Raw genomic sequence first — 17,400 nt, forward strand, 5'->3', positions numbered from 1 at the left:
GGCAGCGAAGGACGAGAGTGGCACGGGTGAGCGAAACGCTCACCGGACCGGCGGGCATCGCGGGTTACGCCGGGTACAGGAGGCATGATGGGCGACGATGATTCCGCTCATCGGCACGACCACGAAGATCGCGAGGGACCGGCACAGCGCCACACGCCCATCGCGCCGTGGGAACGTGGGATGACCGGCGGCGAGCACGGCTCCGCCGGTCAGCGGCCGCCACGTCAGGCGATGGATCCGGGGCCACGTGATCCCGGTGCCGAGCCGCCCGGCCGGTTCCGTCCCGGACAACCCGATGATCGTCGCGCGTCGGGCGTCGGACCCGGCGAGCTGCCGAGCGACCGTCCGCCTGCTCCCGGACGATCGGGCGAAATGCCACGCGTCCAGCTGCCAGGCCGGCAAGGGGAGTTTCCGCAGCGGTATCCGGCGCCCGGTCCCGCTGGTCAGCCACCACGGCCGCCTGCCGGGCTGCCCCACCGGCCCGCCGGCGCGTCCGGAGAGTTCCCGGCGCAGCGCCCGGTACCCGACGAGCGCCGCGAGCTGCCACCTCGATCCACGGGCTACGACGAGCAGTACCCCGGCCAGGATCAGCGCCGCCTGCCGCCGATGCCAAGTCCCGACGGTCATCCGCGCCCCGATCAGCCGACGCGGCGCGCCCCCGGCACGGCCGGCATGTCCGGCGAGTTCCCCGCGCAGCGCGCGGACCCAGGAGCGCCAGGTCGTCCTGGTGCGCCGCGACCGGACATGGCACCCCATGAGACACCAGGCGGCGCTCCGCGTCCGGCCCGTCCCGCCGCGGACTTTCGTCCCGACGAACTCCCGTATCCCGACCGGAGTCGATCACCCCACCCCGGCGAAATCCCCCAGCAGGCACGCCCCACGGCACCGCGCGGCCCGCTGGATGCGAGCGGTCGGCCCACCGAATTCCCGGATCAAGCGCCCGGACTCCCGCAGGCACCGGCACGACCGGGCCGAGCCCCGCGTCCCACCGGTCCCGACCACCGCTCCGGCGAATTCCCGCAGCAGCCACGCCCCGACGTAGCGCCACCCGCTCCGGCGAGCGCTGGGGATCGACGAGCCGGCGTCACCGAGCACACACCCGGCCCCCGACCCGGCGAGAACCCACAGATCCGGCCGAACCAGCCGCCACGGCCCACCGGCCCAGGCGACCGCTCCGGCGAATTCCCTCAGCAGGCACGCCCCGTGGCACCACGCGGTCCACTGGACGGCGATCGACCGACCGAGTTCCCGGATCAGGCATCCGGGTTCCCGCAGGCACCGGCGCGACCGGGCCGGGTGCCGCGTCCCGCTGGGCCAGGCGACCACTCCGGTGAGTTCCCCCAACCGGGGCAGCCCGGTGCGGCCGCGCGCGGCCCGGCGAGCCACGGGGATCATGCTTCGTTCGCCGATCCAGCGCCCGGCGAGCGCCAAGCGCCGCGGCCGAGCCGGGCACCACGACCCGCCGGGCCAGGCGACGGGTCCGGTGAGTTCCGGCAGCCCGGTGTCGTATCGCCGGGCCCGGCCGGCCACGGGGATCGTGGCCGGTTCGCTGAGCGTCCACCCGGCGAGCACCAGGCGGCCCGGTCCGGCCGAGCACCGCAGCCTGGCCGAGCACCACGGTCCGCTGGACCGGACGACGGGTCCGGCGAGTTCCGGCAACCCGGTGTCGCGCCTGGCCCGGCCGGCCATGGAGTTCGTGCCGAGTTCCCGGCTTCGGCGCCCGGCGAGCGCGCGCCTGCGCGACCCGGCCTGCCACCGCTGCCCGGCGACCGCTCCGGTGAGCTTCCGTCGCAGGCGCCACGTGGCGTACCACCGCACGGCCAAGCGGGTGCCGGGGATCGGGCAGCGTGGCCCGGTGATCACGTGGCAGGTCGACGTGAGCAGTTTCTTCCTGACCGGTCGGCACCGGATGCGGAATTCCAGCGACCGGCGCGTCCGCCGCACGCTGTGCCTGGTGCCGGAGCGTCCGGGGAGATCCCGCGACAGGCTCGTGGCGATGTCGCCGATGCGCAGCCGGGTGACCGGCAGCGTCCGGTGCTCGATCGTCCCCAAGGCGACCCCGCCCGGCGTGGTGGACCGGCCCGCGGTTCGTATCCGGGGATGCCCGGCACCCCGGCAGGCGACCCGGCCCGGCGCGCTGCCGTCGCCGAGGCGGGCCGCCGCGACCCGCAGGCAGACGAGCTGTCCATGGCGAAGACGCAGCGGATCGCCAGGCCACAGCGCGTGGAGACCGGGAAACCCGCGACACCGCAGAGCGCCAACGCGAAACTGCTGAAGGATTCCGGCTCGATCGCGTTCGCGACGCTGATCAGCCGCATCACCGGCTTCGCCAAACAGCTGCTGCTGCTGACCGTGCTCGGCCCCGCCATCGCCAGCGCGTTCATCTCGGCCAACCTGATCCCGAACATGATCGCCGAGCTCGTGCTCGGTGCCGTGCTGACGGCGATCGTCGTGCCGACCCTGGTTCGCGCCGAACAGGAGGACACCGACAACGGCGCCGCCTTCGTCCGGCGATTGGTGACGGCCGCGTTCACGGTGCTGTTCGCCGCGACGGTGCTCACCTTGGCGGCGACGCCGGTGCTCGCGGGGCACATCCTGGTCGACTCCGGCGGCAAGGTCGACACCAACCTGACGATCGCGCTGACCTATCTCCTCGCGCCCGCGATCCTGTTCTACGGCATGTCGGCGCTGTTCACCGCCATCCTCAACACCAGACAGGCGTTCCGGCCCGGCGCCTGGGCACCGGTGCTGAACAACCTGGTGGCGCTGACGGTGCTGGCCGCGTACGCGCTGACACCCGGCGAGATCACCCTCGATCCCGTGCGGATGAGCGATCCGAAACTGCTGGTCCTCGGCCTCGGGATCACCGCGGGTGTGGCCACCCAGGCGCTGAGCCTGCTGCCGGCGATCCGTCGCCACGGCATCGATCTGCGGCCGCTGTGGGGTGTCGACGCGCGCCTCAAGCAGTTCGGCAGGATGGGCGCCGCGATCATCCTGTACGTGCTGATCAGCCAGATCGGCCTGGTCGTCGCGAACAACATCGCCTCCTCCGCCGACGAGGCGGGCCCGGCGATCTTCGCCAACGCGTGGGCGCTGCTGCAGCTGCCGTACGGCGTGCTCGGCGTGACCCTGCTGACCGCGATCATGCCGAGGCTGAGCCGCAACGCCGCGGCCGACGACACGCCTGCGGTGGTCGACGACCTTTCCGTCGCCACCCGCCTCACGATGATCGCGCTGATTCCGGTCGTCACGTTCATGACGCTCGCCGGCCCCGAGATCGGCCAGGCGCTCTACGGTTACGCCCGGTTCTCCGGTGACGCCGAACGCCTCGGCAACGCGGTGAGCTGGTCGGCGTTCTCGCTCATCCCGTACTCGCTGGTGCTGATCCACCTGCGGGTGTTCTACGCCCGCGAACAGGCATGGACTCCCACCTGGATCATCCTCGGCATCACCACCATCAAGATCCTGTTCTCCGCGCTGGCACCGGTGCTCGCCCGCGACAGCGACGACGTGGTGATCATCCTCGGTGTCGCCACCGGGCTCGGTTTCACCGCGGGCGCGGTGATCGGCGGCGTCCTGCTGCACCGCAGCCTCGGCGATCTCCGGATGGCCAATGTGGGGCGCACGGTCACCAGGGTGCTGCTCGCGTCCGTGGCCGGTGGCGCGGTGATGCTCATCGTCGACACCGTCACCAGGATGGATCAGCTCTCCGGTGGACTCGCCTCACTCCTGCGTGTCGCCGTCGGCGCGATCGTGATGTTCTCGGTGGCGTTCGGCCTGATGCGGCTGGCCGGGATTCCCGAGGTCGTGGCGATCACGGTCGCGCTGTCGCGCAAGCTGGGCAGAACTCCGCCCGCACCGGACCTCGGCCTCGACGACACACCGGAAGACGACATCTACGCGACCACCGTGCTGCGTCGCCCCGATACCTTCGCCTTCCCCACGTACGGGCCGTCGATGGATACCCAGACCATGGTGCTCCCCGTGATCCGGCCCGGCGCTGTTGACATCACCGGTCAGGCGCAGTTCCCGTACGCTGTTCGGCAGGCCGATACGGTCGGCGAATTCGCCGGCACCAGGAAAGATCAGGTCGAAGGAGGACCGAGGGTGAGCGATGACGCGGTGGGCGGAGTCCCGGCCGCCGATTCTGCGGCGCGCGCAGCAGGAGGCATGTCCACCGACGTCCAGCCGACTGCGGCGGACAAGGCAGGATCCGCGCCGGACGACGTGCCCGAGGACTTCGACGATCAGCAGACCGACGGACCAGCGGAAGACAAAGCGGACGCGGTGCCGCCGCACGACCCGACGCACGACACCGGCATGTTGCCGATCCCGCCCCGGGTACCGGCTGCCGCGGCCCGGACCCCACGCGGCCCGAAGCTGATGCCTGGCGCGTCCGTCGCCGGTGGCCGCTACCGGCTGCTGGCGGGCCACGGCGGCGCCCGCGGACTGAAGTTCTGGCAGGCACTCGACATCAAGCTCGACCGCGAGGTGGCGCTGACCTTCGTCGACGCCGACCAGAAGTCGGGCGAGAACTCCGGGCACGACGGTCCACAGGCCATCCTGTCGCGCACCCTGCGACTCGGCCGGATCAACTCGCCCGGTCTGGCAAGGGTCCTGGACGTGGTGCGTGGCAGCTCCGGCGGCATCGTCGTCGCCGAGTGGACGCCGGGTCGTTCGCTGCGCGAGATGGCCGAGACCGTGCCGTCACCGATCGGCGCGGCGCGGGCGATCAGGGCGCTGGCCTCGGCGGCCGAGCTGGCCCACCGTGGCGGCGGCTCGCTCTCGATCGACCATCCGGACCGGATCAGGATCAGCGCCTCCGGTGACGCCGTGCTCGCCTTCCCCGGCACCCTCGGCGACGCCGACGCCCAGTCCGACGTGCGTGGTCTCGGCGCGATGCTCTACGCCCTGATCACCGCGCGCTGGCCGATCCGGGTCGGCGGTGTCACCGGCACCGCGGCCACCATCGGCGGCCTGCGCCTCGCCGATTTCGGGCCGGACGGCACGCCGGTGGAACCGAGGCAGATCCGGCCGGAGGTGCCGTTCGAGATCTCGGCCGTCGCGGTGCGCTCGCTCGAGTCGAACAAGGGTGTCCGCACGGCGGCGACCGTGCAGCATGTGCTGGAGCAGGCCTCGGTCGTCGACCAGAAGACCGATTTCATCCCGGTACTGCGTCTCGGCCAGCGCGCCGTCGCGGGCGGACCGGATTCGCTGGCCGATCCGGAACTGCTCGCCGCCGAGCGGGAACGCTCCCAACGGATGATGTGGATCATGGTCGGCCTCGGCGTGCTCGCCGCGCTTGTCGTCGGCATCCTGATCTGGTGGATGGTGAGCATCTTCGCGCCCGGCGCCTCGAACAAGCCGCTGGACGAGCAGATAAACATCGGGCTCACGTCGAGCGTCGCACCGCCGCCCGCGGCCTCGGCGCCCGCCGCGGGCGAGACCTCCCTCGCCCCGCCGACCAGCGTCCCGGTGCCCGTCACCGGGGCGGCGGTGTTCTCGCCGGAGGGCACCCCGGACGGTGCGGCGACGGCGGGGGCCGTGCTGGATCAGGACCCGGCCACCGTGTGGCGCACCGACCAGTACTTCCAGCAGTTCCCCGCGCTGAAGAAGGGGGTCGGCCTGCTGGCCACGCTGCCGACCCCGGCCAGGTTGACCAATGTGTCGATCACCTCGCCAAGCGATGGCAGCATGGTCGAGATCCGCACGTCACCCACCGAGGCGCCGACGCTCGACCAGACCCAGCTGATCGGTTCGGCCCGGCTCGGTGACGGGGTCACCGACATCGCCGTACAGACCGATCAGGCCGCGCGATTCGTGCTCGTGTGGATCACCGAGCTGGCGAATTCCGGCGGCCAGTTCCAAACCGCGATCGCCGACGTCCGCTTCGACGCCGCGCCGTAGCACCCATCTCCCACCGCTATCACCGCAGGTGGACGCGAAATTCCGCCCCCGGAGGCCGACCGTCATCGAACTGCGGTCCGGTTGGTGCGCAATTGTTATCGACGATATGATCAACCAGCGCTCTCGGTAGGGAGCTACCCAGGATCTGTCGTCGTCGGTCCTGGACGTCGCGTTGTAGTCAGGTGATGGATCGGCCTCGTTCGCCGACATGAAGTCGCCGCAATGAGCGCTGTCCAAGGGGTCTGGTTTTGCCGGAAGTCAACGAGCACGTCCGCGGGGGGAGAACGCGGCAGGTCGCCGCATACCGCGACCGCTCGTTCGTCTCGGCCGACGGCAGTGACGCCGAGTTGCTTGCGGCGCACGTGCGCGGTGCGCCGCACGCGTTCGGCGAACTGTTCCGCAGGCACAAGGACCACCTGTGGCAGACGGCGCTGCGCACGTCCTACAGTCGTGAGGACGCCGCTGATTCGTTGCAGGACGCCCTGCTGTCGGCGCATCGCACCGCCGGTTCGTTCCGGGCCGAGGCCGAGGTCCGCAGCTGGCTGCACGCCATCGTCGTCAACGCCTGCCTGGACCGGATCCGGCGGAACAAGACCCGTCGCGCGATCTCGATCACGCCGGACACCATGCCGGAGGCGGTGGAGCCGCGCGATGTCTTCGCCGAGTACGAGTTGAGCACTGTGGTCACCGAGGCCCTGTTCACGCTGCCGGAGGAGCAGCGGCTCGCCTTGGTGATGGTGGAGATGGAGGGCAGGAGTGTGGCCGAGACCGCGGTCGCGCTCGGCGTGGCGGAGGGCACGATCAAGAGCCGATGCGCCCGAGCGAGAGTACGTTTGCAAGAACGTTTGGAATTTTTCCGGGATCCAGGGAACCGGATCTAGCCGGGATGCGTCAATAACAGTGACGAACAAGTCAGCGATGTAAATCCTGCGATCCGATATCGACAGAACAGGGGAGGTGCGAGGGTGTCTCGATCCGTGCCGCAGCCTCCGTTCCCGTCGGAACTGCTGGCCGATCTCCATGGCGACAACCTCGCGCCCGAACTGCGCGAGCAACTCCTGCCCCAGGTCAGCACCGACCCAGACGCGCTGCACTACCTGAATCAGCTCGACGAGGTGAACGCCCACCTCCGCACGCTAGGCGCCGACGAACACGTCGTGCACCGCATGCCCGACGATGTGGCCGACCGTATGTTCCGCTTCATCGCCGAACTCGACGCGGGCGACGGTCCCACCGACCGCGTCACCCCACTCGCGGTGGCACCGCCTGTCCAGGAGCCCTCGGCCCCCATACCGCAAGTCCCCGAAGCACCGGTCTCGTTGGCGCGGTACCGCTCTCGCCGGGGGCTCGGCCTGCTGGCCGCCGCTGCCGCCGCCGTGGCGGTCATCGCGGGCGCAGGCGCGGTGGTGAGCACGTTCGGAACCACCGACGGCACTCCGAGCGCGGCGCCGAGCACCGCACCGGCCGCCGGGGGCGATGAGCTCACCGTCACCGCCGCGCTCAGCGCGCTCGGCAAACGTGATGTGCGCGGCCCGCTGGCCGATGAGGCAGCGCTGGAGCGGTGTGTACAGGCCAACGATGTCGACCGCGCCGTACTCGGTGCGTCGAGCATCACCTTCCGCGGTGCCGACGCCGTGCTCGTGCTCGTCGCGGGGCCACAACCCCCGACCATCACCGCACTGGTCGTCGGCCCTGGGTGCGCCACCGGCTCGCCCGAGCAGTTGGCACTGCGCGATATCGGCTGACCGTCCCGCTTCCCGGCAGACCCGCAACCCCGGGAACAACACCGTTTACGCTGTTGTTGACCGACACGTCCCCAGCTTGTCTTTCGGAAGGGCCCCATGAGCACGCCAGTTCACGACCTGATCATCGTCGGCTCAGGACCCGCCGGGTATACGGCAGCCGTCTACGCGGCCCGCGCCGAGCTGCAGCCGCTCGTCTTCGAGGGCACCCAGTTCGGCGGCGCCCTGATGACCACCACCGAGGTGGAGAACTTCCCCGGCTTCCGCGAGGGCATCATGGGCCCCGACCTGATGGAGCAGATGCGCGAGCAGGCCAAGCGTTTCGGCGCCGACCTGCGCACCGAGGACGTCGACGCGATCGACCTGTCCGGCCCGATCAAGAAGGTGACCGTCGGCGACGAGACCTTCGAGGCCTACGCCATCGTCCTGGCCATGGGCTCGGCTGCCCGCTACCTGAACGTGCCGGGGGAGCAGGAGCTGCTCGGGCGCGGCGTCAGCGCCTGCGCCACCTGCGACGGCTTCTTCTTCAAGGGCCAGGACATCGTGGTGGTCGGCGGCGGCGACTCGGCCATGGAGGAAGCGACCTTCCTCACCAAATTCGCGGCCAGCGTCACCATCGTGCACCGGCGCGAGGAGTTCCGTGCCTCACGGATCATGCTCGAGCGGGCCAAGGCGAACGAGAAGATCAAGTTCCGGCTCAACGCCGAAGTGGTGAAGGTCAACGGCGAGACGAGCGTCACCAGCCTCACCCTGCGCGACACCCGTACCGGCGAGGAATCCGAGCTCGCCGCCACCGGCCTGTTCGTCGCCATCGGCCACGACCCGCGCAGCGAACTGGTCAAGGGCCAGGTCGCGCTCGACGGGGAAGGCTATGTGCAGGTGAGCGAACCGGGCACCGCCACCGACGTGCCCGGCGTGTTCGCCGCGGGCGACCTGGTCGACCACACCTACCGGCAGGCGATCACCGCCGCGGGCACCGGCTGCCGCGCCGCGATCGATGCCGAGCGCTGGCTCGCCGAGCAGGGCGACATCACCGCCAACACCCTCGCCAACGCCGACGGCCCCGCCGCGGTGTCCACCAACTGATTTCGCGTATTCCCGGTTCCTCTAGGAGACACCAATGGCTGACAGCGCCAACACCATCACCGTGACCGACCAGTCCTTCGCCGACGACGTGCTGCTCAGCGAGAAGCCGGTGCTCGTCGACTTCTGGGCCGACTGGTGCGGCCCGTGCAAGATGGTCGCTCCCGTGCTGGAGGAGATCGCGGGCACCCACGCCGACAAGCTGACGATCGCCAAGCTCGACACCGAAGCCAATCCCGGCACCGCCCGCGACTACCAGATCCTGTCGTTGCCGACGATGATCCTGTTCCAAGGCGGCAAGCCGGTGAAGCAGATCGTCGGTGCCAAGGGCAAGGCCGCGTTGCTGCGCGAACTCGACGGGCTGATCTGACGACGATCCGATCCGGCAAACACCCCTCTTACCGGCCGACGCGCCGTAGGATGCCTGGACCCGGGATTCCCGCAATAGCGGCCGGGTCTGCGACAATCTAGGCGACGCTCCGGCCGAAGGAAAGGGCTATCACGCATGCACCGACTTCGTCACGGCGATTCAGGACCAGCCGTCGCAGAGGTTCGGAGCACCCTCGCAAGCCTCGGCTTCCTGCATCCGCCGCACGGTGACTACTGGAAGGACACCGACGCCGAGTTCGACCGTTCGCTGGATTCCGCCGTGCGCGCGTTCCAGCAGCAGCGCGGTCTGCTCGTCGACGGTGTCGTCGGTCCGGCGACCTACCGCGCGCTGAAGGAAGCCTCCTACCGCCTGGGTGCTCGCACGCTGATCTATCAACTGTCCGCACCGCTCTACGGTGACGACGTGGCAACCCTGCAACGCAAGCTGCAGGACCTCGGCTTCTACGTGCACCGCGTGGACGGCTATTTCGGACCGCACACCCACGACGCGCTCAGCGCGTTCCAGCGCGAGATCGGCTTGTCCGCCGACGGCATCTGCGGGCCCGACACGCTGCGCTCGCTCGATCTGCTCGGCGCCCGCGTGACCGGTGGCAACCCGCACCGGATCGCGGAGGAAGAAGTGGTGCACCGGGCGGGCCCGCAGCTCACCGGCAAGCGGATCGTCATCGACCCCGGATTCGGTGGCCCGGACAAGGGTTTCGTCGTACCGACCGAGTTCGGTGACGTCTACGAGTCGGAGATCCTGTGGGATCTGGCCTCCCGGCTGGAAGGCCGGATGGCGGCCACCGGCATGGAGACGTTCCTGTCCCGGCCGTGGGGTGCCAACCCCACGGATGTCGAGCGCGCCGAGACCTCCAACGCGTTCGACGCCGATCTGATGATCTCGCTGCGCTGCGCCACCAGTGACAACCCATCGGCCAATGGTGTCGCCGGGTTCTACTGGGGCAACTCGCACGGATCGGTGTCGATGATCGGCCAGGTGCTGGCCGGGTTCATCCAGCGCGAGGTGGTCGCGAGGGCGTCGGTCCAGGACTGCCGGACCCATCAGCGCACCTGGGATCTGCTGCGGCTGACCAAGATGCCGACCGTGCAGGTCGATCTCGGCTACCTCACCAACGAGTACGACGCCTCGATCCTCACCAACCCGCGCATGCGTGATGTCATCGCCGAGGCAATCCTGATCTCGGTGAAGCGGCTGTACCTGCTCGGCCAGGACGATCAGCCGACCGGCACCTACACCTTCGCCGAACTGCTGGCCGAGGAATTGGCCGCCGCCGACGCGGGCAACGCACCGGCACCACGCCTCTGAACTATCCGTCCCTAACCAGTACAGCGGTCCCCTGTGGAATCTTGGGACCGCTGTACTGGTTTCGCTAGTACATGGGCAACTCGTCGGGCACGGGCTGACGGAAGTACCGCCCGACCGCAGCCGCGTCGGGTCTCACCCCGCGCCTAGGTCTGGCCAGAAGTCGCGGGGAGGCGGACCAGCGCGGCGGCCAGCAACTGGTCCAGCGCGCGCTCCACGTCTTCCTTCCAGCCGTGGTCGGAATCCAGCTCCAGCCGCAGGCGGGGGAAACGGTGATGCGGGGCGATCACTTCGAAGCCGACGTCAGTGAGGAAGTCGGCGTCGATCATGCAGGTTTCCGGGGTGCAGTGGGTAGCCGCGGCCCGATCCCGCAGCGGGGCCGCGATCCGCTCCATCAACCGCATCGAGGAGCCGAGCCCCCGATCGGCGAGCGAGCTGGTCGCCGGACCGTTCCTGATGCCGAATGCCTCGATCGCGCGCACACCGCGACGCACCAGATCGGCCACCACGCCCTGGATCAGGCGGTCGGCTACGTCGGCCTCCTCGTAGGGGAATTCGGTCTGCAGCGTGGTCAGCAGGACCGCGTCCGGGCTCACCGGGGAGGTGGGGAACAGGCTCGAGCGTGGCACGGCGCTCGGCGGCGAGTACAGCGCGCAGCCGGCGATGTTGTTGTCCACATGGGCCAGCTGCCCGCACGATCCCCACTCGAGCATCACGGTCGAGAGCCAGGCTTCCTTCTCGAAGACCGGATCGCTGAAGGCGTGGGAGTCGGCAGCCACCGCCGGATCGAGCTCCCAGAACACACACCGCCTGGTGTGTGCCGGTAGCTGATCGAGCCGGTCGAGGGTCAAGGCTGTGACGCTGGTCGACACCGCTCTGCTCAGCCTCCAGCTGTCCGATTCATCCACGCTCACGACTCCACCTCGCCGGCGCTCGGTTCCGTCGTGCGCGACGGCGCGCTGTGCCTATGGTTCGCTCGCTGACGCTCACTCACGCCACATCACTATCCACAGTAATGCCGCCTCTTTCAATTGTGTAGAAGGGCTGGAATAGCCCTGTCACAGTGACGTTTCAGGGCCGGATTGCTCCATCAGCGCCACAATGCGCTCGAGATCTTCGACGGAACCGAATTCGACAACGATCTTGCCCTTACGCTTACCGAGACTGACCGTGACCCGGGTGTCGTAGGAACCCGACAGCCGCTCGGCCACTTCCTGCAGACCCGGCATGTGGATCGGCTTACGCTTCGGCGTCGGGGGAGCCACCTCCGACGGATTGCGGTTGGCCAGCGTCACCGCTTCCTCGGTAGCCCGGACCGACAATCCCTCGGCGACGATCCGCGCCGCCAACACTTCCTGTGCGTCGGCACCCGCATCCAGACCGAGCAGCGCCCTGGCATGTCCGGCCGAGAGCACCCCGGCCGCCACCCGACGCTGCACGGGAATCGGCAGCTTCAGCAGTCGGATCATATTCGTCACCACGGGGCGGGAGCGGCCGATTCGCGTGGCCAGTTCCTCGTGGGTGACATCGAATTCCTCGAGCAGCTGCTGATAGGCGGCCGCCTCTTCGAGCGGGTTCAGCTGCACGCGGTGGATGTTCTCCAGCAGCGCGTCGCGCAGCATCGAACCGTCGGCGGTGTCGCGGATGATCGCGGGGATCGTCGCCAGGCCGGCTTCCTGGCACGCGCGCCAGCGCCGTTCGCCCATAACCAACTGGAACTTGTCGACCCCCGGCTGCATCCGCCGCACCACGATCGGCTGCATGAGCCCGAACTCGCGGATGGAGTGCACCAGCTCCGCCAGCGCCTCCTCCTCGAAGACCTGCCGTGGCTGCTTGGGGTTCGGTTCGATCTGATCGGCCGGAACCTCGCGGTAGACCGCGTCGCCGGGGGAGACCAGTTCGTTGTCCGGCCGCGGCTCCGCCTCCGGCTCGGCGTCGGGGACGCGGTGCAGGAAGGCCTCGGCGGGCTGCGGACCGATCGGTGTGATCCCGATGACGCTCGCCGCGGCGCTACTCAAACCCGGCGCCGTCGCCGCCGGACCCGTCGGGATCAGTGCGGCCAACCCGCGCCCGAGACCGCCCTTTTTCGCCTGACTCATCGGCTACCGATCCCTTCCTCGTTCCAACACACCACTACGACGCGTCCTGCCGAACCTGGGCACGCGCGGCGAGCTCGCGCCCGGCGTCCAGGTAGCTCATCGCGCCGCGGGAGCCTGGATCATAATCGAGCACGGTCATCCCGTAGCCCGGCGCCTCCGAGACCTTCACACTGCGCGGGATCATCGACTTGAGCACGACGTCGCCGAAGTGGTTGCGCACTTCTTCGGCGACCTGATCGGCAAGCTTGGTGCGGCCGTCGTACATCGTCAGCAGGACGGTCGAGACATGGAGAGCGGGGTTCAGATGCGCCTGCACCAACCCGATATTGCGGAGCAACTGACCGACACCCTCCAGTGCGTAGTACTCGCACTGAATCGGGATCAGCACCTCCTTGGCCGCCACAAGCGCGTTGACCGTGAGCAGCCCGAGCGAGGGTGGGCAGTCGATGAGGACGTAGTCGATGTCGTAGCCGGCGAGGGCGGCCTCGTGGATGGCGGTCTTCAACCTGCCCTCGCGGGCAACCATCGAGACGAGTTCGATCTCGGCGCCGGCGAGGTCGATCGTCGCCGGAATGCACAGGAGTCGTTCGCCGTGCGGGCTCTGCTGGATCGCGTCTTTGACCGACACCTCACCGATCAGTAGTTCATAGCTCGACGGCACACCGGAGTGGTGCTCGACGCCGAGCGCCGTACTCGCATTGCCCTGTGGATCGAGGTCGACCACGAGGACCGTCATTCCCTGATGCGCTAGGGCAGCAGCGAGGTTGACCGTCGTCGTCGTCTTACCGACGCCGCCCTTCTGGTTGGCGATGGTGATGATCCGCTGCTCGCGAGGTTTCGGCACATTGACCTTTCCTGGATGGAGAATCTGGCTGGCGCGTTGCGCTTCCGCCGCGATCGGGGTCTCGACCGGGGAGATGCTCCCGAAAGGAGTGTTCCCGAACGTCTCCGCGTCGAAGTTGCTGGAGTCCAGCATCCCCGGAACCCGTGACCCTGTTTCCCGTGAAACATTCGCCGGACCGCTCGACATAGACAGCTCCTAACCGAGAAACTTCAGATCACGTTCTCCCGACCGAGCGTCGGCGCCGTGTCATCACAAACAAATGCGGCGGCGGCCGGCCACTATTCGATGGCTACTCGGCGCGCACGCCCGACCCTGAATAGCTTGCCAGCACTACGACGGATAGGAAAGCTGAATCGCGGCACGCCGAGGAGGACACACCCAAGTTCGCTCAAATCGGTTCGCGGATCAATGTTTCACGGGAAACAACTCGGGTCGCGAAGGTTCCCGCTGGACGCGACGACGGGCTCCTCGACAAGGAGTCGAGCGCGTCAGCGACTCCGGCGTTCCACGTGAAACAGTTCGGAGAGCCGGGTTGCGACACCCCATCACAACCAAAGAAATTCGGCCCAACCGGCATGCAAGCATTCCCCCGCGGAGCCTTTTGTCACGTTACGAAAAGTGACAAAACTCAGCGCTTGCGCGCCTTCTTGTCGATGGTCGACTTCCGCCCCCCGCGCCGTGCCGGACGCTCCGCACGGGGGAGGAGTTCCGCGCTGATGACGAGAGTCGGAACCTCGACCATTCCGGCGCCACAACCGACGACTCGAAGATCGGTGGCCCCGTCCCGGATCAGCTCTTCGCCGTCGCGCTCGAGTTCTTCGGCCGCGCTGGTTCCCTTGAGCGCGAGCATCCGCCCGCCATCACGGAGCAGGGGGAGCGACCAGTGCGCCAGCTTGGCGAGCGGTGCGACCGCACGCGAGGTGACCACGTCCGCTCCGCCGGCTTCCTTGATGACCCCCGATTGCTCGGCCCGGCCGCGCACGACCGTGACATTCTTCAACCCGGCATCGTCGATGAACTCACCGAGGAAGACAGTCCGCCGCAGCAGCGGTTCGACCAGGGTGATGCGGAGGTCGGGCCGCGCGATGGCCAGGGGGATACCGGGAAGACCCGCGCCGCTGCCGATGTCGACAACCGACGCGCCCTCCTCGATCAGCTCACCGACCACCGCGCAGTTGAGAATGTGGCGCTCCCACAAGCGCGGAACTTCACGTGGGCCGATCAGGCCGCGCTCGACCCCGGCGTGCGCCAGCGCCGCGCAGTAGCGGCGGGCGAGGTCCAGGCGGTCGCCGAACACCCGTGCTGCGGCGGCCGGCGGCTCCAGCTCGGCAGAGAGCGCACCCAGTTCTCGTTCCACGTGAAACATCCTCCGGTGGTGATCGGTCGCAGGTTGGGCATGAATAAGGCCCCCGGTCCGGGACCGGAGGCCTATTCGTGGTCGCGGCGGATTCAGCCTACTCGGGCACTACCACCACATGGCGATTCGGCTCGACACCTTCGCTCTCACTCACCACACCATCGATCTCGGCAACGGCGTCGTGCACGATCTTGCGCTCGAACGGCGTCATGGCCGACAGCGCTTCCGGCTTGCCGGACTCGAGTACTCGTTTGGCGGCCGCGGCGCCGAGCTCGCTCAGGTCGGTGCGCCGCTGCGCGCGCCAGCCGGCCACATCGAGCATCAGCCTGCTGCGGACGCCGGTCGCCTGCTGCACAGCCAGCCGGGTCAGCTCCTGCAGCGCGTCGAGGACTTCGCCATTGCGGCCGACGAGCTTGGTCAGATCCCGGCCGCCATCGATGCTCACGACGGCGCGGTCACCCTCGACATCGAGGTCGATATCGCCGTCGAAGTCGAGCACGTCCAGCAGCTGCTCGAGGTAGTCGCCCGCGATCTCGCCCTCTTCGATCAACGCCTCTTCGGCATCGTTCGCGACGTCAACAGTCGTCGACACGGTGGCGTCCCCTTCGTCGGTCTCGGTCTCAACAGTCATTGGATTCCTCTATCTGCTCGCCACTCAGCGCTTGCGCTTCTGGTTCGCCCTGCCACGGCTACCCGGCCGCTTCTGGCCACCCGGCCGCCGCTGACCGCCACCCTGCTTGGTGGTCTGCTTGGCCGTGCCGGTGCTCGCGGTGGTGCCGTTGGTCGACGACTTGTCTTCGGTCGACGCGTCCTGCGGCCGCTTGCGCACGTCGATCGGTTTGGCGCCTGGCTTCGGCGCGTTCTGCGCACGCTGCTCCAGCTTCTTCGCCTTCTTCTCGGCCTCTTCCTTCTCCATCCGGCCGAACACCAGGTGCTGCTGCCCGTAGGTCCAGATGTTGTTGGCCACCCAGTAGATCAAGATGCCGATCGCCAGGAACGGGCCACCGACCATCACGCCGAGCGGGAAGACCCACAGCGACAGCTTGTTCATGATCGCGGCCTGCGGGTTGGCGGCCGCCTCCGGCGTCTGCCGGGCCACCGACGCGCGGGCGTTGAAGTGGGTCGCCACGCCAGCGATGATCATCAGCGGGATGGCGACGGCGGCGATGGCCACTCGGGACGGAGCGCCACCGAAGTCCGCGAAGGCCTGGAGTTCATTGGTCGGCGCGGTGATGAAGGCGGCGATCGGCGCACCGAAGATACGGGCGCTCAGGAACGACTGGACGTCGGCCACCGAGAAGATGTAGTTGCCGATATTGGCGTTCTCCTCCGGCGACAGGCCGAGCTGGCCGAAGCCGTGGCCGGTGCGGTTGAACGAGCGAAGCACGTGGAACAGACCGAGGAACACCGGCACCTGCACCAGCACCGGGAGGCAACCCATCAGCGGGTTGAAGCCGTGTTCCTTCTGCAGCTTCTGCATCTCCCGCGCCATGGTCTCGCGGTCGTTCTTGTACTTCTTCTGCAGCTCCTTGATCTGGGGCTGCAGTTCCTGCATCTGCTTGGTGGTGCGCACCTGCTTCACGAACGGCTTGTACAGCACGAGCCGCAGAGTGAAGACCAGGAACACGATGGCGAGGCTCCAGGCGAGCCCGCTGTCGGCGCCGAACACAAAGCCGAAGGCCTTGTGCCAGAACCACAAAATCGCGGATACCGGCCAATAGATGATGTCGAGCACGGCTCTAGGTACTCCCGTCGTTCGTATCGCCGATCTGCGCGGGCGATGACTTTATGAAGGCATTCGACCCGCGCTCAGGCACGGGATCCCACCCTCCAGGGTGCCAGGGCGCGCATTTGGCGAGCCGCACCACCGTCAGTGCCGATCCGACGATCAGGCCGCGGGTGCGCAGGGCGGTCACCGCGTATTCACTGCAGGTGGGGGTGAACCGGCAGATCGGCATGCGGGTGGGGGAGACATAGGTCCGGTACAGCTCGATCAGGAAGATGAGCGTGTTCGCGGGTAACCGGGCGATGGACCTCATCGCCGTGCACCGGCCGGGGTGCGTCCGAGCGCGGGCTCCGGGGCATTCCGCAAGCCGAGCTTGCGAAGTCCGGTGCGCAGCTGGCGCAGCAACTCGGTGGAGTCGGCGGTCGCCGAGCCGGGCAGCGCCCGGATCACGACATCGGTCTCGGCGGGCAGTTCATCGACGAGCTGGGCGCACATATGACGCAGGCGGCGGGCCACCCGGTGGCGAACCACCGCGTTTCCCACCGCCTTGCTCACAATCAACCCGAACCGCGGCCCACCGGCCCGGGTCAGTGAATCGACATCAGCGACATCGTCGTACGTATGCGCGAGCGCATGCACGACGAGATCTCGCCTCCCGATTCGCTGACCGCGGCGCACCGTGCGGGAGAATTCGGCACGGTGGTGCAACCGATACGGCTCAGGCAACACCCGAGCGTCCGACGCGACGCGATCAGGCAGTCAGTTCGGCACGGCCCTTGCGGCGACGCGCCGAAACGATGGCGCGACCCGCACGGGTACGCATCCGGAGGCGGAAGCCGTGCACGCGCGCCCGACGACGGTTGTTCGGCTGGAACGTCCGCTTGCCCTTGGCCACGGTCAACACTCCTCGAGTTGGTGGGCACCGTTCGGTACCCGAAGTCTGTTC

17 protein-coding genes are annotated in these 17,400 nt (G+C 68.5%); 6 read left to right on the forward strand and 11 right to left on the reverse strand.

The genetic code is table 11. From position 1 onward, the window contains the following. Positions 1-39 precede the first annotated feature (39 nt). Positions 40-627: a hypothetical protein gene (locus tag ACFOW8_RS03175; RefSeq protein WP_378545145.1), complete on the reverse strand. Its 588-nt coding sequence runs from the start codon at positions 625-627 to the stop codon at positions 40-42. A gap of 213 nt (positions 628-840) precedes the next feature. Next, on the reverse strand, positions 841-2,052 hold the full coding sequence (locus ACFOW8_RS03180; RefSeq protein WP_378545147.1) for a hypothetical protein: 1,212 nt from the start codon (positions 2,050-2,052) through the stop codon (positions 841-843). 135 nt (positions 2,053-2,187) lie between these two features. Here ACFOW8_RS03180 and ACFOW8_RS03185 point away from each other — a divergent pair, with 135 nt between their 5' ends. From ACFOW8_RS03185 to ACFOW8_RS03210, 6 genes are all read left to right on the forward strand, one after another. Next, entirely contained in the window at positions 2,188-5,907 is a 3,720-nt protein-coding gene (locus tag ACFOW8_RS03185; RefSeq protein WP_378548424.1) for a murein biosynthesis integral membrane protein MurJ, read from the forward strand. A gap of 347 nt (positions 5,908-6,254) precedes the next feature. Further along, complete coding sequence (gene sigM, locus ACFOW8_RS03190; RefSeq protein WP_449289760.1) at positions 6,255-6,788, forward strand: RNA polymerase sigma factor SigM; 534 nt, start codon at positions 6,255-6,257, stop codon at positions 6,786-6,788. A 96-nt stretch (positions 6,789-6,884) separates the two neighbouring features. After that, on the forward strand, positions 6,885-7,652 hold the full coding sequence (locus tag ACFOW8_RS03195; protein ID WP_378545153.1) for a hypothetical protein: 768 nt from the start codon (positions 6,885-6,887) through the stop codon (positions 7,650-7,652). 96 nt (positions 7,653-7,748) lie between these two features. Continuing rightward, positions 7,749-8,735, forward strand: a complete 987-nt coding sequence (trxB, locus tag ACFOW8_RS03200) for a thioredoxin-disulfide reductase (protein ID WP_378545156.1) — start codon at positions 7,749-7,751, stop codon at positions 8,733-8,735. 34 nt (positions 8,736-8,769) lie between these two features. Beyond that, positions 8,770-9,102 (forward strand): thioredoxin, encoded by a 333-nt coding sequence (gene trxA, locus ACFOW8_RS03205; RefSeq protein WP_378545159.1) that lies wholly within the window; start codon positions 8,770-8,772, stop codon positions 9,100-9,102. A gap of 135 nt (positions 9,103-9,237) precedes the next feature. After that, a complete protein-coding gene (locus ACFOW8_RS03210) occupies positions 9,238-10,431 on the forward strand; it encodes an N-acetylmuramoyl-L-alanine amidase (protein WP_378545162.1) in 1,194 nt (397 codons plus the stop codon). Between the two features lie 143 nt (positions 10,432-10,574). Here ACFOW8_RS03210 and ACFOW8_RS03215 read toward each other — a convergent pair whose 3' ends face one another. From ACFOW8_RS03215 to rpmH, 9 genes are all read right to left on the reverse strand, one after another. Further along, on the reverse strand, positions 10,575-11,300 hold the full coding sequence (locus ACFOW8_RS03215) for a GNAT family N-acetyltransferase (protein WP_378548427.1): 726 nt from the start codon (positions 11,298-11,300) through the stop codon (positions 10,575-10,577). A 186-nt stretch (positions 11,301-11,486) separates the two neighbouring features. Beyond that, positions 11,487-12,527, reverse strand: coding sequence for a ParB/RepB/Spo0J family partition protein (locus ACFOW8_RS03220; protein WP_378545165.1), 1,041 nt, complete (start codon positions 12,525-12,527; stop codon positions 11,487-11,489). Between the two features lie 34 nt (positions 12,528-12,561). Beyond that, positions 12,562-13,503: a ParA family protein gene (locus ACFOW8_RS03225; RefSeq protein WP_378545168.1), complete on the reverse strand. Its 942-nt coding sequence runs from the start codon at positions 13,501-13,503 to the stop codon at positions 12,562-12,564. 496 nt (positions 13,504-13,999) lie between these two features. After that, a complete protein-coding gene (gene rsmG, locus ACFOW8_RS03230) occupies positions 14,000-14,737 on the reverse strand; it encodes a 16S rRNA (guanine(527)-N(7))-methyltransferase RsmG (protein WP_378545171.1) in 738 nt (245 codons plus the stop codon). Between the two features lie 88 nt (positions 14,738-14,825). After that, entirely contained in the window at positions 14,826-15,359 is a 534-nt protein-coding gene (locus ACFOW8_RS03235; protein ID WP_378545174.1) for a Jag family protein, read from the reverse strand. A 24-nt stretch (positions 15,360-15,383) separates the two neighbouring features. After that, a complete protein-coding gene (yidC, locus tag ACFOW8_RS03240; RefSeq protein WP_378545177.1) occupies positions 15,384-16,463 on the reverse strand; it encodes a membrane protein insertase YidC in 1,080 nt (359 codons plus the stop codon). Positions 16,464-16,467: 4 nt separating this feature from the next. Next, on the reverse strand, positions 16,468-16,767 hold the full coding sequence (gene yidD / locus ACFOW8_RS03245; protein WP_378545180.1) for a membrane protein insertion efficiency factor YidD: 300 nt from the start codon (positions 16,765-16,767) through the stop codon (positions 16,468-16,470). Then, the gene (gene rnpA / locus ACFOW8_RS03250; protein ID WP_378545183.1) at positions 16,764-17,183 is read right to left on the reverse strand and encodes a ribonuclease P protein component; all 420 of its coding nucleotides are present in this window, start codon (positions 17,181-17,183) and stop codon (positions 16,764-16,766) included. The genes yidD and rnpA overlap by 4 nt, the downstream gene beginning before the upstream one ends. A 22-nt stretch (positions 17,184-17,205) precedes the next feature. After that, a complete protein-coding gene (rpmH, locus tag ACFOW8_RS03255) occupies positions 17,206-17,349 on the reverse strand; it encodes a 50S ribosomal protein L34 (RefSeq protein WP_005516618.1) in 144 nt (47 codons plus the stop codon). Between the last annotated feature and the right edge of the window lie 51 nt (positions 17,350-17,400).

This window comes from Nocardia rhizosphaerae (genome assembly GCF_042650365.1).
Classification (GTDB): domain Bacteria; phylum Actinomycetota; class Actinomycetes; order Mycobacteriales; family Mycobacteriaceae; genus Nocardia; species Nocardia rhizosphaerae.

What these genes read in the sequence shown, in the direction of transcription:
- trxA (WP_378545159.1), top strand. Translation starts at nt 8,770, where the DNA reads ATGGCTGACAGCGCCAACACCATCACCGTGACCGACCAGTCCTTCGCC.
- rsmG (WP_378545171.1), bottom strand. Translation starts at nt 14,737, where the DNA reads ATGTTTCACGTGGAACGAGAACTGGGTGCGCTCTCTGCCGAGCTGGAG.
- ACFOW8_RS03235 (WP_378545174.1), bottom strand. Translation starts at nt 15,359, where the DNA reads ATGACTGTTGAGACCGAGACCGACGAAGGGGACGCCACCGTGTCGACG.
- trxB (WP_378545156.1), top strand. Translation starts at nt 7,749, where the DNA reads ATGAGCACGCCAGTTCACGACCTGATCATCGTCGGCTCAGGACCCGCC.
- ACFOW8_RS03225 (WP_378545168.1), bottom strand. Translation starts at nt 13,503, where the DNA reads ATGCTGGACTCCAGCAACTTCGACGCGGAGACGTTCGGGAACACTCCT.
- ACFOW8_RS03210 (WP_378545162.1), top strand. Translation starts at nt 9,238, where the DNA reads ATGCACCGACTTCGTCACGGCGATTCAGGACCAGCCGTCGCAGAGGTT.
- ACFOW8_RS03175 (WP_378545145.1), bottom strand. Translation starts at nt 627, where the DNA reads ATGACCGTCGGGACTTGGCATCGGCGGCAGGCGGCGCTGATCCTGGCC.
- yidD (WP_378545180.1), bottom strand. Translation starts at nt 16,767, where the DNA reads ATGAGGTCCATCGCCCGGTTACCCGCGAACACGCTCATCTTCCTGATC.
- ACFOW8_RS03220 (WP_378545165.1), bottom strand. Translation starts at nt 12,527, where the DNA reads ATGAGTCAGGCGAAAAAGGGCGGTCTCGGGCGCGGGTTGGCCGCACTG.
- ACFOW8_RS03185 (WP_378548424.1), top strand. Translation starts at nt 2,188, where the DNA reads ATGGCGAAGACGCAGCGGATCGCCAGGCCACAGCGCGTGGAGACCGGG.